The organism is Sphingobacterium sp. GVS05A (genome assembly GCF_019969845.1).
In the GTDB taxonomy this organism is placed as follows: Bacteria; Bacteroidota; Bacteroidia; order Sphingobacteriales; family Sphingobacteriaceae; genus Sphingobacterium.
Genome location: NZ_JAHXYR010000004.1, coordinates 218,695 through 233,083, shown reverse-complemented (window position 1 = coordinate 233,083; position 14,389 = coordinate 218,695). Strand labels below are relative to the sequence as shown.

Below are 14,389 nucleotides of genomic sequence, written 5' to 3'. Positions count from 1 at the left end.
CCCACTTATCAGGGACTTACGTTATTTTTTAGACAGCTTTTACTTGTCTGCTTAGCGGTTGAGGCGCAAATTAACTATTGATTAATACCAGTTTCGATATTAATAGGGGATTAGCAGGGATATTACAGGGGGTTAACAGGGGTATAGCAGGGCTAAATCCCTATTAACCCCCTGTTAAAACCATATAAAGTACCTGTTAATAGGGGTTTACAGGCAAAGATGGTGTTAACTTGGTCAGAAGTTAAGTACCAGCATCTGTAAACAACCCAATAAAACAAATAGGACGATTTCAAAAATAGATCCAATATTCCTTACAGAGGAATGAGTACTGTTAACGTATATCCCCTAATCTCGTTGTTATTTCATATTCCCATCGAAGTTTTCAAACAGTAAACGTAATTCCGCTGCTTTCTCGGGATAATCCGCTAAGATATTGGTTCGCTCACTTGGATCCCAAGCAATATTATGCAGTTCCTCTACCGCGTCATAGGGTTTTCCCGATATCTGGTTGACACCCGCCGGTACTCGTCTATATTTCCAGTCACCTGATCGAACAGCTTCAACGTGACCATAGTTTACTAAAAATATAGGTCGATGTACAGCCTTTAAATCTTCTGTTTTACCACTCAATAAATCATCTATTACCTGGCCATCGATGGATTTTTTTGGAAGAGGAGCTCCTGTCCATTTGGCTATTGTCGGTAACACATCTAAGTTGCTGATCGCCTGTCTAATTACCTTACCTTCTTGCGCATATCCTTTTCCGTATACAATAAATGGAACACGTACTCCACCCTCGGTCGTTTCGGCTTTTGACCCCTTAAATACTCCAGCAGTACCCACATGCCAATTTTTAGTTGCATGGTCATCTGACATCCGTGAAGGATAGGCAATCCACGGGCCGTTGTCACTTGAGAAAATCAGAATAGTATTATCTGCCAATCCTTTTTTCTCAACTGTCTTCCAAAGTTCGGCAAAGTTATGATCCAGCTCACGCATCACCGCTCCTAATGGGCCTGCATTCTGTTGATCGGCAAACTTATTCTTTTTGTTCGCAAAAGCCAATGGAAGATGTGGGAAATTGTGTGCATAATATAAAAAGAATGGATGATCTTTATCCTGATTTTCTATAAAATCAACTGTTTCCTTATGGTATAAGGCACTTAAATCCGAATCATCAGGTGCTACAACCTCTGGTTTTCTATTTCTAAAAATTTTAATCACAGAATCCGTTTTTACGTAAGGGTCACGATAGTCATGACTATACAGCATTCCATAGAAAAAATCGAATCCTTGTTTATTTGGATGATGATAAGCTTGTTTATCACCAAGATGCCACTTACCGATCAGCCCCGTACGATATCCTACTTTTTTTAGTAGCTCCGCAATAGTTTCTTCCTCATCCGGTAATCCGAGATTTGATCCGGGACCGATTGGGGCAGGTAGATTATAGCGGGAAGCATAGCGCCCGGTCAGCAAAGATGCCCGTGAGGGGGTACAAGAGGGCGTTGATACCATAAAGTTTGTTGCCCGCACACCTTTACTGGCGATCGAATCCAAAAAAGGGGTTGAAATATTTGGACTGCCATAACAGCCGAGGTCACTGTACCCTAAATCATCTGTAAGAATCAGGATTATATTAGGCTTCTTATTTTGAGCATTAACAAATGTAACGAAGAGAAACATGGCCATTGCCATGAAAAGTTTGGTATACCGCATCATGATAGCATTATTTAATTGGAAACACTATCGCAATATAAGAAAATACCAACAAGTGCCAACGCCAATCGAAAACTTGTTTCTATTTTGAAGACATTAGGGGAAGCGAGCGCCTCCCCTAATGTCTATTTGAGAAAAGATAAGGGAAATTTATCTATCACAAATATAAAAGATATTTCAATATAATCTACTAATTCTATAGATTTTATTAAAAACATATACAAAATCCGATTTAAGAGAAAAAAAACACAGGCCTTAAACCCTAAATACCAACAGTTTAAAAAATTTACAATTCATTTATTTCAAGGACTTAAGATAATCCTTGATTAGTATTACACCTTCCTCATGAAGTATAGTAGTTCCTTTTTGAGGCATATGCATCTCACCTAGTACAGACATTCGTCCGATAATTTTTGCCTGTTTGAGCCAAATCCCAGTTTCGTTTATCGGACTTTCAAATCTGAGATCAAGCATAGTCATATAAGCAGTCCCCTTAGGATTATGACAATGCGCGCAATTCACCTCGAGATAAGCTCTTGCCCGGTGCTCGGTAGATTGACTAAGGTCATCATAGTTAGGTAGTGAAGTTAGCTGTCTCGATAGCGGAATATCTATTATACCTTTATCTTTCAAATATGCTAACTGTTGAATTGTGTCACGATCCCGCAGCACGACCCGATTTAAATTTTTGACTTTGGGACCTATCGGGAGTATACGATCTCCCTGACGATGACATGCAATACAGTCTGTTCGTGAAGGAATGATATAATTTGTCTGTCGTTTCACGCCTTTATTATCTAAAAATGAAACCGGTACAACTGCATTCTCAGCTAATAAGAAGGCCTCATCTTGGGTCGAATTCCATTGATAGGTTGCTGCATCCCACTGCCCCTCTTTATTGATCAGTAGACGTGTTTCAAGCAGTACGAATTTAGACGCTTGTATAGTGTCTTTCTTTGGGTAAAAAAAAGATTTGACGATAATGGTTCCATTCGGAAAATCTGGCAATCCATCATCAGAAGCCACTATTTTCTTTCCTTTTGGCAGGAAAATAACCCGTTTTTTGTCGGCATAATCTGTAAACAGTGTGGAAGCCAGCTCATAAGAAACCCCTTGATCATTGGGTACAAGATCAGCTATTTTCCCTTTGAACAATCCGTAATCGGATAATTTATCCCTAAATACGACATTGTCCGCCGCTAATTTACCTCTGTCCTTGTTGTTGAGTAGAATAAAAAGTATGGGTATCAGCAAAACACCCATTAAAATTATCGTTTTTTTCATACCTCTTGTGCTCCCCTTCCCTTTCGCTATTTTCTGTTGTTGGGGCGAAGATAAGACAAAAAAATAAAACACTTTGAAGGGTAGGTACGACAAAAAAATAGTTATATTTAAATGTCATTAACCAAAAATCGGATCCATGGAAGACATGATTCTTTACAATCGGCTTCAATTTGCCTTTACAATCACATTCCACTATTTATTTCCCCAATTGACTATGGGATTATCATTGATGATTGTCTATTTCAAATGGAAATTTTTACAAACGCACAATGAAGATTACAACAATGCATCAAAATTCTGGATGAAAATCTTTGCACTGAATTTCACCATGGGTGTTGTGACAGGGATACCTATGGAATTTCAATTTGGCACAAATTGGGCAAAATTCTCTGAGCTTACAGGGGGAATCATTGGGCAGACCTTGGCCATGGAGGGAATGTTTTCATTTTTCCTAGAGTCTTCTTTTTTGGGCATGTTTCTCTTCGGAGAAAAATTACTTGGTCACAAACTACACTTTCTCTCCGGTTTGATGGTATTCATTGGATCTTGGGCCAGTGGATTTTTAATTATTGCCACCCATTCCTGGATGCAGCACCCTGTCGGTTATGAAATTCTCGAAAATGGCAAGTTTGTACTGAACAATTTCAGTTCTTTATTTAGCAATCCATGGTTATGGCCTTCTTATCTCCACAATCAAGCTGGATCTCTGGTTACAAGTTCTTTTTTTGTTGCCTCCATAGGTGCTTTCTACCTCCTCAGCGATAGACATAGTAAATTTGGAAAGATATTCGTTAAAAGCGGTGTAATATTTGGTGCCATTTCATCTGTCATGCTCGCATTTCCTACAGGAGATCTAGCTGCCAAAAATGTGGTAAAATATCAACCGGCATCATTCGCAGCGATGGAGGGTATCTTCAAAACAGAAAAAGGAGGATCCGAAATTATCCTGATCGGCCAACCTGATATGGAAAACAAAAAACTGGACAATAAAATTGCAGTGCCTAATGTTTTAAGCTTCCTTACCTATCAACGTTGGGATGCAGAAATAAAAGGCCTGAATGAGTTTGACGACTCATTGCATCCAACGAATGTCCCCGGCCTCTATTATAGCTATCACATCATGGTTGGTTTAGGTACAATATTCATTGGAATCATGGTATTGGGCAGTTTCTTACTTTGGCGAAATAAGTTATATCAGACCAAATGGTTACTGTGGATCATTATGTTTATGATCCCTTTTCCTTATATCGCCAATACGGCAGGTTGGTATACATCCGAACTGGGACGACAACCTTGGTTGGTCTACAACCTGATGCGTATGGTTGATGGGGTTTCGCCCACGGTATCTTCTGGTAATACGTTATTTACTTTACTGGGATTTGTCGGACTCTATATTCTTTTGGGATTGTTGTTCCTTATGTTGGTATTGAAAATTATTCGCAAAGGCCCCGAGCCTCATATTGCTTTAAACTAATTTGTTATGGAAATATTCTGGTTTATAGTATTGACTTTTATGTTGGGCATTTATGTTGTCCTTGATGGTTATGATTTTGGAGCGGGAATTGTACATTTATTCTTCGCAAAGACCGAAGAGGAGAAAAAGGCCGTAACAAATGCAATCGGCCCTTTTTGGGACGCTAATGAAGTTTGGCTGATCGCATCTGGTGGTGTTTTATTTTTTGCTTTCCCAACACTTTATGCTTCATCTTTTAGTGGATTCTACCTCCCGCTGATGCTCGTATTATGGTTACTGATCTTTAGGGCGATAAGTCTTGAGCTAAGAGGACAAATACATCACCGACTTTGGGAAGCGTTATGGGATAAAGCTTTTGGTTTAGCTAGCTTACTTCTAGCACTATTTTTTGGCGCTGCCTTAGGCAACGTCGTTCGCGGAGTCAATCTGGGGATGGTTGAAAACGGGATATCCACACAAGAACCACATTATTTCTTCCTCGCACTCTGGAACCCTACTTTCGATCCTTTGGCTGAACATCAAGGTATCATTGACTGGTTCACAGTGATACTAGGCTTAGTAGCGGTCGTCACACTGACTATCCATGGTGCGGGATGGGTCATATTAAAAACATCCAGTACCCTAAATCAGCGACTTAAAGACATCATATTTAAATTGAATTTCGTATTAATTGTATTGGTCGTTCTATCTGCTTATGTCTGGCATTATGTCAAACCAATCTCCTTAAATAATCTGCAAAATCATTATTGGCTCTGGATATTCCCGTTGATTGCAGCGATTGGCCTGCTGGGACAATTTTGGATCAGGACGTTCAAAAAAGATGGTACGGGTTTTATGTTCTCTTCCCTATTTATACTGGGAAGCTTTGCATCCACAGTGGCCTCTATGTTTCCAACCTTATTACCATCAACCAATGAGGTAAACCCCTCGCTTACCATCCAGAATGCCGCAGCACATGAATATGGTCTCTCTGTAGGTTTGGGATGGTTTATTTTTGCAGCAATTTTGGTCGTGGCTTATTTTATTATTCAATTTAGGGTCTTTAAAGGAAAACTGGATGATGTCGGTTATGGTGAGCATTAGCATAGTCGCGCGGACAAACTAGAGCCCCAACAATTTATGTGTTAATGCAAATTGTACCAATTCGATCATATTTTTTACTTTAAATTTGGTCAGAAGATTGCGTCGGTGTGTTTCAATTGTAACGGGACTTAAAAATAGTTTCTCCGCAATCTGATTACTGGTATAACCATCGGCAACCATCGTCAAAATCTCCTTTTCCCTTCGTGTTAAACGTGGAAGATCTTCCATGGAAGTGACAGCCCCGGCATAAAGATCCTTAGCTCTATCGCAAAGCGCTTTCTTTCCATCAAGTCCAAGCTGTACACAACGAAGGAATTCGTCATTAGAAACATCCTTTAGTATATAACCATTCCCGCCATTTCGCATAAACTGAAAAATAAGATTACGATCCGCTAAATTGCTCAATGCAACAACTGGAATTACGGGAAACAGCTTCTTCACCTGTAGACAGACGTCCAATCCGCTGGTGTTCAAAAGCTGCATGTCCATGAGTACCAAGTCTACTTTCGTCTTATCCAAAAATTCGATCAATGATACTTCCTCCAGAAATGAATATACCTTATACCCGACTTGGTTATTGAGAAAAGAAGTCACCCCCTCCAATAATAAGGGATGATCGTCTAACACGGCAATAATTTTCATACATTAGTTTTTAACTAAACACTTACTCCTATTTCAATCTGCGTACCCGATCCAAGTTTGCTCTGCATATCAATAGATCCATTGATCCATTTGATTCTGTTGACCATATTATTTAATCCCATTCCATAATTTGCCGCAGAAGAATCAAACCCTTTTCCATTGTCTTCTATCAAAACCTGCAATATTCCCTGTGATTTACTTACCTGAACAATAATAAGGTCTGCATCTGCATATTTCAATGCGTTTGAGATCGCTTCCTGGACGATCCGATATATTGCCAACCCTTTTTGGAAGTCCAGACGTACGTCATCCTCATAATTTTCAAATTGGATCTGCACCTTATTATTTCTCATCGAAAGACACAATTGTTCCAATGCTGCTATTAGACCAAATTGCCGTAATGAATCGGGCATTAGATTATGGGATATCCGTCGAACTTCCCCCAAAATATCATTCAGTTTATGCGGTAATTCATTCGTCAAATCGAATTCGCCCTTCTGCTCCCCAGCGATCCTAAATTTCAGTCCTGTCAGCATGCCACCAATACTATCGTGCAAATCTTGCGCAATACGCTGCCGTTCCTGCTCTTCTGCTTTGAGCATGGACTCGGAGATTTGCAACTGTTTTTCCTTTGCCAATTTCTCCAAAGCAATCTCATGATTGATCTGGATCTGTCCATTCAGCTTCCGTTGTTTTCGATAAGAAAAGGTGACAAATAAAACAACGATGGAAAGTAAAATAGCAATGCCTAAAACAAGAAAGATCTTAAATTGATTGCGATCTTTCTCTGCACGTAGATTTAAAATCAATTTTTCTTTTTCTACGGTTTTGTATTTAGCCTCCATTTCGTTCATCTTCTCCAAAAGCTGGACTTTCTGAATACTATCAGACAGCTTACCCGCCACATTGGACATCTTAAGTGCTTCTTTGTAATCCCCCATCAATTCATTCACAGCAGCCAATTGGCTATAAACAATTTTACTGTTGTAAAGATCGCGTGTTAACAATCCATTTTTTATGATCTCCTCCAATGGCAATTTCGCTTCAGCATATTTTTTCTGCATCAAATAGACATTAAACTTTCTGAAAAGCATCATCTGGTAGGACTTCCAATTGTTCATTTTCTTCGACCATTCCAAACCGATATCCAACATATGTAACGCTTCATCTGTTTGTTGCTTTGTCGTAAAATAGAGCGCTTCATTGTAATAGTAATTGGGGAGTTGGGAGGAGTTGGGTCTGTCTCCTAACATGACCTTGGCCTTATCTAACAATTGCCGGGCCTCTTTTGATTTAACCTGGTAGCAATAGGTGCTAACGGCATTTAAATAGGCTACTAGTAGTGCTGTACTCTCTGGTTGTTGTTCCAGCTGTTTGATCGCCATCTGATGATACTCGTCTGCTTTTGCCAATTGATTGGATGACATAAAGGCCAAACCGATCATGGTATTTATTGCACCTTCCATGAGAGGATCGTGTGCCTTGGCATAGGGCATACATTTACCATTGAGTATATCCAGTAAATCAGCAAAACCTTTTTTCGGAAATCGAATTAGCCCCAGATTATACCAAGCTTTAGCCAAAAGTCCCTGTTGAAAAGGCTGTTTGGCATCTCCAAGAATATCTACGCACTTTTGGGCTTCAATCCCAGCACGTTTACTGTCTAAAAATTGTCCATAGTAGAAGCTTTTGTAAAGCGCTCCCATTGCGTGAAGGCTTCGAAAAGGCTTAGCGAATCGCTCCCCTTGTCGCATATTTTCCCAAAATTTCACGGTATCCCGAAAGCGATAGTAATCTGCCAGATAAAAGTATTGTATTGCCTGTATACTGTCACTTGAAGTCGACTTCAATAGCATTTCGGCATCCGCCCGATATTTATCCTCATCCAATGGCAGAAAACTTTGGGCATTTGTATGCTGTATAGTGAAACACAGCATACAATACGCAAATAACTTTAACAAAACTCTACAATGTAACCTCATTAATCAGATACCTTATATAATATGAAACAATAATAACAGTTTATTGCATTTTTTTGAGATGCAACGCTATAGATGCGCTATTCTGGGAAATTGAGTGGATACTACGAACACTTCAACACACAGTTTCTCAAAACTAAGCAATTTTGAAAACATATAAAGCACCTCAATGGATATCGAAGTGCTTTATTACCGAGTGCAGCAACTATTTTTAAACTGCTTTTAGGAAAATACTATTTTCAGGAACGTCCCAACAGTGTTTCAAATACTGCTGCTCGTGTGGTTGCGATATTGATCAACAGATCCAATTTACGTTTATAATCCGACGATATCTCCTTTGAGCCTGTGTTTTCAAATAGTTCCCTTTTAACAATAGGTACACTAAAAGGTAAAGTCCATGCCCGTAATGATTTTGCTATTGCATCCATAGCGTTGATCCCTTGTAGAGCTTGTACTCCATCCGCCCAACAAACCAGTCCTATATTTTTATCGGTGAGATATGCTGGACTGTTCTTTGCGCTTATCTCCAGCCAATCCAAACAGTTTTTCATTACCCCCGGTACACTTCCGTGGTATAAAGGAGATAGCCAAAAATGCACGTCTGCCTCCAGAAAGAGATTGTTCATGATCTTTACACTATTGGGTATCCTGCTGAGGCTTGTATCAAATAGTGGTATCCCACTATCCGCAAGGTTAAAAACACTATTCTCAACACCAAGCTGATTCAATTGTTCAGCGAAATAATTAGACAATACTCCGGAAGTAGATTCTTGCCTACGCTCCAAGGCGCCATTAAATATTAATGCTTTCATTGTTTCTTATGCTCTTTTAAAAATAACTTTTGGCATTCCTACCTCTCCGTACATCAATGTTGTAACGATCGGAATTAAGCGTGCAGCAGCTAGCATATAAAGTGATTCTGGCATATTTGGCCTTGCCCTCACAACCACTTTTTGATTCTGATACTGAGACAAATCTGCCAGCTTCAAATTCTGGGTCCATAATTCCAATCCCAATGTTTCCACACTTTTAAAATCGTAATAAGCCACATCAGCATGGAATTTATCGGCTAAAGCCATATAGATCCAGGGGGGAATGATGGCTTCAACAGAACAAGTAAAAGCAACGGCTTTGCCTATAAAGGGTGTCAATTCCAATGCAGCAAGAGCCGCTTTAAACTCCTTTTCTTTGACAATCATTTCTTGGTAAAACAGTGTCTTGATGTCAAATTCTATAATTTCAAGAGTGGTTTTGAAATCAATGAGATCGAGCGCCAATATACCCGAATTTTCAACCTTATTTACAAACATGTTATTATATAATTATTATCTCCGCTTGATCGCATGTTCAAGGTTTTAAATCAATTTATCTATCGCTTCATCGTACTGCTTTTCGACGGCAGACCAATCTAAGACAGACCAAAACGCATCCAAATAGTCTGCTCTTTTATTCTGATATTTCAAATAGTAGGCATGCTCCCATACATCAACACCCAAGATTGGCACACCTCTACTCGTCAATTGGATATCCATCAATGGATTATCCTGATTGGGAGTCGCGACGACGTCCAAAGTACCATTGTACTTGATATAAAGCCAAGACCATCCAGAACCAAATTGTCCAAGTCCTGCGTTTTTTATCCTCGTTTTCAACTCGTCTAAAGAACCAAAAGTTGCATCTATTTCCTTTGCCAACTTTCCGGTAGGCACTGTTTTCGGCGTTGCAGATAAAGTTTCCCAAAATAAGGAATGATTATAGTGCCCGCCTGCATTGTTGCGAATCGCAGGACTATATTGACTCACCTGCGCTAGGATATCCAGCAATTCAACACCTTCAGCACTTGTACCGACTACGGCTTTATTTAAATTATCAACATAGGCCAGATGATGTTTCTGGTGATGGATCGTCATTGTCTCCTGATCAAAATAAGGTTCAAGTGCCCCATAGGCATATGATAAATCTGGTAATTGAAATTTGCTCATGTTATTTTAGTTTTAATGTTTTAATAATGAATCAAAACTAAATAATAGACATTAATAAAACAACTAAATAGTTGTTTTATTAATGTCATAAAATTATGCCTTTACTAGGCAAAAACTTCAATGCTATTCATTATAGCAACAATTAAAAAAATAGTATCTTTGTTTAGAAAACATTAAAACAACTTTTTGATTGTCAAATGCAGAAGACTCCAGCAGATAGAATATTAATGTTATTAAAAATGCGAGGCGAGGTTACAGCTGCACTTATTGCTGCAGAGCTGGGTATTACAAAAGAGGGCGCCCGCAAACACCTGCTCAATCTTGCCAATCAGGGCCTTATAGAATCTTATGCGAGAAGTGAAGGCATCGGCCGACCATCTACCTACTATTGTCTTTCAACATTAGGGCTCGCAAAATTTCCAGATAGTCATGCTGACATTACTGTACAACTCCTGCAATCCATTAAACAGGTGCTTGGAGAGAATGCCTTGGATCTATTGATTACAGATCGAGAATCTAAAGTATATCAGAAATATATGAATGCTTTGTCTGATACCAGATCAATCGAAAAAAAACTGGACATTATCGTAGCCAAGAGAACGGAAGAGGGATATATGGCCGAATGGAAGAAAGAAGCCGAATCTTATCTCCTCATTGAAAATCACTGTCCCATCTGTGCCGCAGCAACTGAATGTCAAGGTTTTTGTCGTTCAGAACTTCGCAATTTTCAACAACTTATCGGCCCATCATATTCGATCAGCAGAATAGAATACATTATCGAAAATGGTTCCCGTTGCACTTACCGTATAACGGAAAGAAAATAATGTAAATTTTCAGTCGCATCCTACACAAATCAATAATATACCAAAAAGTATTTTTTATCTTTGAAACCAAAGAACAGCGTTATCATGTCAAAAGCAGAACAGACCCGACAATTTATCATTGAGAAGACAGCTCCTATTTTTAATAAAAAAGGATACTATGCTACTTCACTTTCAGACATCACTACAGCTACAGGTTTAACTAAAGGCAGTATCTATGGTAATTTTAAAGACAAAGATGACTTGGCGCTTCATGTTTATACCTATCAAAGTAAAAAAATAGCTGATGGTGTAGATCAGCAGATTAGCCAACAAAGAACTGCTTTAAAGAAGCTTTATGCATTTTTTGATTTTTACAAAGAAAATTTCAAAAACATCGCTGCATCAGGAGGATGCCCGTTGATGAATGCTGCTATTGAGGCTGATGACTCGCTCCCTTTTTTAACGCCAAAGGTCAAACGATCATTTATGCTTTGGCGGCAACGATTGATTTCAATATTAGAAGAAGGAATTACGAGTGGAGAGTTTAAACAGCATATTTCTGCTGAGCACTTTGCGATTACCTTCATGGCGATGATTGAAGGTGGAATTTTACTTGCAAAAATCTCCGGACGTGGTAAAGATCTTACCATCGTATTAGACAATATGAAAGACATGGTGGATCGGGAGATAAAAATCTAATTTTTTCAACAAAACACATACCAATCGGTATATTGACACATTAATTCTAAAAAAATAAAAAAATGAAAAGAGTTGTAATTACCGGCATGGGAACAATTAACCCACTGGGCGAGAACGTTGATACATTCTGGGATAATATCTTACGTGGCGAAAATCATACAGCTATCATCAGCCGTTTTGATGCGTCTCTGTTTCGAACGCAAATCGCAAGTGAAGTCAGGAACTTTCAACCGGAGAAATACTTGGATAGAAATGAGATCAAGAGAAGTGACCTATTTACGCAATATGCTTTGTATAGCGCATCTCAGGCCTTAGAAGATTCTGGTCTAGATCCCAACAGCATGGATCCATTTGATATCGGAGTCATTTGGGGTGTTGGTCAGGGCGGAATGGAAACATTTGAAAATGAAGTTGAAAGTTATGTAAAAGGCAATTATATTCCACGGTTTAGTCCGTTTTTCGTCCCCAGACTGATTGTCAATATGGCCTCAGGAATGATATCGATGAAATTTGGTCTGAAGGGAATCAATTATACAACGGTATCCGCCTGTGCGACGTCCAATACAGCATTCATGGATGCTTTCAATTATATTCGATTAGGAAAGGCTAAAGTTTTTATTAGCGGCGGTTCAGAAGCTCCTATTACTCCGGCTTCCGTTGGCGGCTTTTCCGCGATGAAAGCAATGTCAAGCAGACACGATGATCCTAAAACGGCAAGTAGACCATTTGATCGAGATCGTGATGGATTTGTCATGGGCGAAGGGGCTGGGGCTTTGATACTGGAAGAATATGAGCATGCTAAGAAAAGAGGAGCAAAGATATACGCCGAGCTTGTTGGAGCTTCGATGACTGCCGATGCCTACCATATGACTTCCCCTCATCCTGAAGGCATAGGCGCAGCCAAAGCAATGTCACTGGCAATGGAAGAAGCTCAAATTAACAGTGACCAACTGGATTATCTGAATCTTCATGCCACATCTACCCCTGTTGGTGATATCGCTGAACTGAAAGCTATGCAACTTGCATTTGGCAAATCCAGTAACCTCTGGGTTAGCTCAACCAAGTCAATGACTGGGCATCTACTCGGTGCAGCAGGAGCAATTGAAGCAATTATCGCCATAAAGTCAATAAACAATAATGTAATTCCAGCAACGATAAACATCGAAAATATTGATCCTGCAATTCCTGAAGGTATCAATATTGTTGTCAATCAACCCATGGAAAAGACTGTTCAAACAGCAATGAGCAATGCTTTCGGTTTTGGTGGACATAATTCAAGTATTCTCTTTCAAAAGATTTAATATTTTTTAGAAATATCTTGACAAAGTGTAATAAACACACTATTTTTGTAGTATCATAATTTAGGTTTATAATTGGTTATTTAAGGTTTTCATTCTCCCCGTTTGAAAACCTTTTTTTTGTCTAATAAACTTCCTTAAAGATAAATAAATCTAACCTTCTTTATTTTTCCTACACAATAGACCTGATGAAAAAGTGTTTATAACTGCATATTTTGATCGTCTCCGCTGATACGAAAACCATCGAAATATACAGTTCCTACACGACGAAAATTAGTTTCGAATACTGCCTAAAATCAACAAGCTCGTTATTTTTGGATCTTCACCATAACTTCCCTAGATGACAGAATATAGTGTTTGCTTATATTGCTGCACATATTCTTTTGGATTGCAGCCAATGATCTGCTTAAACACTCTATTAAAATTGGTAATACTATTGAATCCGCAACTGTATGCAATAAACGAAACGCTATCTAAATGATCTTCATTCAATTGATTACACACCTCTTTAACCCGTATTCGATTTAAATATGCGACAAAAGTAACGCCACAATGTTTTTTAAAATACCTGCAAAATGCCTGTGGTGTAAGGTTGGCATAATCGGCGACATCTTCTAGACTAAGATCATGTTTATGATTTTCTTTGATATAATTACAGATTAGATTAATTCGATTTGAACTATGAATCGTGTCTAAGATCACTTCCGCTCTTTCTGCACAAAGCGGATCCGTCTCCCTTGATATATTCGCCAAAGATCTCAGTAGATAGAAAAAATGCATCAACTTATCCATTTGATCTGAAGATTTCAATTGTAATACTCTTTCCGAAATTTGCTCAAAGTATTCCTCCGGAATTTTAAAACCACAGGAATTATTATAGATAAACTGATTTAACGATTCAAATTCCTCTAATGAGAACAAGAACTTGAGTTTGCCATTCGGGTCAAAAAAAATCGAGATAGAACGAGACTCATTTGAAAAACCGTCCTGCGAGGACGACTTAAATACGTGTGGCTGATTGGCACCCAAAAAGAAAATATCGTTTTCTTTAAAAGGATGTAAAGTATCTTCAACAATCAATATTCCTCTCCCCTTTACTATCCACATAAGTTGAGCTTCTTGATGTCTGTGAAGATGCGGATAAAAAGTTTCTAAAATATCCTCTTGTACTGTTAAACTTTGGCCTTGCATTGTTGGCACATTAAATTGGAGCGTTTTCATAGGATTTCATAGTTTATATTCGTATTTACTACTGTTTAGTTAATATAAATATAATAACTACGAAACAAGTAAACACATCAATCATAATCCATGAAAAAACAAAAACAAAATATGTATATAATGTGATAATATTTAGCAATCCGCAAATTTTCCATTCAGCATTTGATAAAATCAGGCATTAAAACTCAATATCTTACAAAAACTA

Annotated in this window: 13 protein-coding genes; 5 read left to right on the top strand and 8 right to left on the bottom strand. The window is 38.6% G+C overall.

The genetic code is table 11. The annotated features are described in order from the left end of the window. Positions 1 to 357: 357 nt before the first annotated feature. Both LC454_RS11580 and LC454_RS11575 read right to left on the bottom strand, forming a co-directional pair. On the bottom strand, positions 358 to 1,722 hold the full coding sequence (locus LC454_RS11580) for a sulfatase-like hydrolase/transferase (RefSeq protein WP_223582499.1): 1,365 nt from the start codon (positions 1,720 to 1,722) through the stop codon (positions 358 to 360). A 294-nt stretch (positions 1,723 to 2,016) separates the two neighbouring features. After that, the gene (locus LC454_RS11575) at positions 2,017 to 3,003 is read right to left on the bottom strand and encodes a hypothetical protein (RefSeq protein WP_223582497.1); all 987 of its coding nucleotides are present in this window, start codon (positions 3,001 to 3,003) and stop codon (positions 2,017 to 2,019) included. Between the two features lie 136 nt (positions 3,004 to 3,139). Here LC454_RS11575 and LC454_RS11570 point away from each other — a divergent pair, with 136 nt between their 5' ends. Further along, a complete protein-coding gene (locus LC454_RS11570) occupies positions 3,140 to 4,477 on the top strand; it encodes a cytochrome ubiquinol oxidase subunit I (protein ID WP_223582495.1) in 1,338 nt (445 codons plus the stop codon). A gap of 6 nt (positions 4,478 to 4,483) precedes the next feature. Next, the gene (cydB, locus tag LC454_RS11565; protein ID WP_223582493.1) at positions 4,484 to 5,560 is read left to right on the top strand and encodes a cytochrome d ubiquinol oxidase subunit II; all 1,077 of its coding nucleotides are present in this window, start codon (positions 4,484 to 4,486) and stop codon (positions 5,558 to 5,560) included. A gap of 18 nt (positions 5,561 to 5,578) precedes the next feature. Here cydB and LC454_RS11560 read toward each other — a convergent pair whose 3' ends face one another. The 5 genes from LC454_RS11560 to LC454_RS11540 all read right to left on the bottom strand — a co-directional run bounded on the left by LC454_RS11560 (position 5,579) and on the right by LC454_RS11540 (position 10,163). Beyond that, the gene (locus tag LC454_RS11560) at positions 5,579 to 6,202 is read right to left on the bottom strand and encodes a response regulator transcription factor (RefSeq protein WP_223582491.1); all 624 of its coding nucleotides are present in this window, start codon (positions 6,200 to 6,202) and stop codon (positions 5,579 to 5,581) included. A 14-nt stretch (positions 6,203 to 6,216) separates the two neighbouring features. Then, on the bottom strand, positions 6,217 to 8,139 hold the full coding sequence (locus LC454_RS11555) for a sensor histidine kinase (protein WP_223582489.1): 1,923 nt from the start codon (positions 8,137 to 8,139) through the stop codon (positions 6,217 to 6,219). Positions 8,140 to 8,420: 281 nt separating this feature from the next. Further along, positions 8,421 to 8,993 carry an NADPH-dependent FMN reductase gene (locus LC454_RS11550; protein WP_223582487.1) on the bottom strand — a complete coding sequence of 191 codons (573 nt, stop codon included), beginning with the start codon at positions 8,991 to 8,993 and terminating at the stop codon, positions 8,421 to 8,423. Positions 8,994 to 8,999: 6 nt separating this feature from the next. Beyond that, positions 9,000 to 9,491, bottom strand: coding sequence for a DUF2480 family protein (locus LC454_RS11545; protein ID WP_223582485.1), 492 nt, complete (start codon positions 9,489 to 9,491; stop codon positions 9,000 to 9,002). Positions 9,492 to 9,536: 45 nt separating this feature from the next. After that, positions 9,537 to 10,163 (bottom strand): superoxide dismutase, encoded by a 627-nt coding sequence (locus LC454_RS11540; RefSeq protein ID WP_223582484.1) that lies wholly within the window; start codon positions 10,161 to 10,163, stop codon positions 9,537 to 9,539. 197 nt (positions 10,164 to 10,360) lie between these two features. On the opposite strand from LC454_RS11540, the gene LC454_RS11535 reads away from it, so the two are divergent. From LC454_RS11535 to fabF, 3 genes are all read left to right on the top strand, one after another. After that, positions 10,361 to 10,987 carry a helix-turn-helix transcriptional regulator gene (locus LC454_RS11535; protein WP_223582482.1) on the top strand — a complete coding sequence of 209 codons (627 nt, stop codon included), beginning with the start codon at positions 10,361 to 10,363 and terminating at the stop codon, positions 10,985 to 10,987. A gap of 84 nt (positions 10,988 to 11,071) precedes the next feature. After that, positions 11,072 to 11,665, top strand: a complete 594-nt coding sequence (locus LC454_RS11530) for a TetR/AcrR family transcriptional regulator (RefSeq protein ID WP_223582480.1) — start codon at positions 11,072 to 11,074, stop codon at positions 11,663 to 11,665. A gap of 62 nt (positions 11,666 to 11,727) precedes the next feature. After that, positions 11,728 to 12,966: a beta-ketoacyl-ACP synthase II gene (gene fabF, locus LC454_RS11525; RefSeq protein ID WP_223582478.1), complete on the top strand. Its 1,239-nt coding sequence runs from the start codon at positions 11,728 to 11,730 to the stop codon at positions 12,964 to 12,966. A gap of 333 nt (positions 12,967 to 13,299) precedes the next feature. On the opposite strand, the gene LC454_RS11520 is transcribed toward fabF, so the two are convergent. Further along, positions 13,300 to 14,184, bottom strand: coding sequence for an AraC family transcriptional regulator (locus tag LC454_RS11520; RefSeq protein WP_223582477.1), 885 nt, complete (start codon positions 14,182 to 14,184; stop codon positions 13,300 to 13,302). Between the last annotated feature and the right edge of the window lie 205 nt (positions 14,185 to 14,389).

What these genes read in the sequence shown, in the direction of transcription:
- LC454_RS11550 (WP_223582487.1), bottom strand. Translation starts at nt 8,993, where the DNA reads ATGAAAGCATTAATATTTAATGGCGCCTTGGAGCGTAGGCAAGAATCT.
- LC454_RS11540 (WP_223582484.1), bottom strand. Translation starts at nt 10,163, where the DNA reads ATGAGCAAATTTCAATTACCAGATTTATCATATGCCTATGGGGCACTT.
- LC454_RS11545 (WP_223582485.1), bottom strand. Translation starts at nt 9,491, where the DNA reads ATGTTTGTAAATAAGGTTGAAAATTCGGGTATATTGGCGCTCGATCTC.
- fabF (WP_223582478.1), top strand. Translation starts at nt 11,728, where the DNA reads ATGAAAAGAGTTGTAATTACCGGCATGGGAACAATTAACCCACTGGGC.
- LC454_RS11520 (WP_223582477.1), bottom strand. Translation starts at nt 14,184, where the DNA reads ATGAAAACGCTCCAATTTAATGTGCCAACAATGCAAGGCCAAAGTTTA.
- LC454_RS11535 (WP_223582482.1), top strand. Translation starts at nt 10,361, where the DNA reads ATGCAGAAGACTCCAGCAGATAGAATATTAATGTTATTAAAAATGCGA.
- LC454_RS11570 (WP_223582495.1), top strand. Translation starts at nt 3,140, where the DNA reads ATGGAAGACATGATTCTTTACAATCGGCTTCAATTTGCCTTTACAATC.
- cydB (WP_223582493.1), top strand. Translation starts at nt 4,484, where the DNA reads ATGGAAATATTCTGGTTTATAGTATTGACTTTTATGTTGGGCATTTAT.
- LC454_RS11575 (WP_223582497.1), bottom strand. Translation starts at nt 3,003, where the DNA reads ATGAAAAAAACGATAATTTTAATGGGTGTTTTGCTGATACCCATACTT.
- LC454_RS11530 (WP_223582480.1), top strand. Translation starts at nt 11,072, where the DNA reads ATGTCAAAAGCAGAACAGACCCGACAATTTATCATTGAGAAGACAGCT.
- LC454_RS11555 (WP_223582489.1), bottom strand. Translation starts at nt 8,139, where the DNA reads ATGCTGTGTTTCACTATACAGCATACAAATGCCCAAAGTTTTCTGCCA.
- LC454_RS11580 (WP_223582499.1), bottom strand. Translation starts at nt 1,722, where the DNA reads ATGATGCGGTATACCAAACTTTTCATGGCAATGGCCATGTTTCTCTTC.
- LC454_RS11560 (WP_223582491.1), bottom strand. Translation starts at nt 6,202, where the DNA reads ATGAAAATTATTGCCGTGTTAGACGATCATCCCTTATTATTGGAGGGG.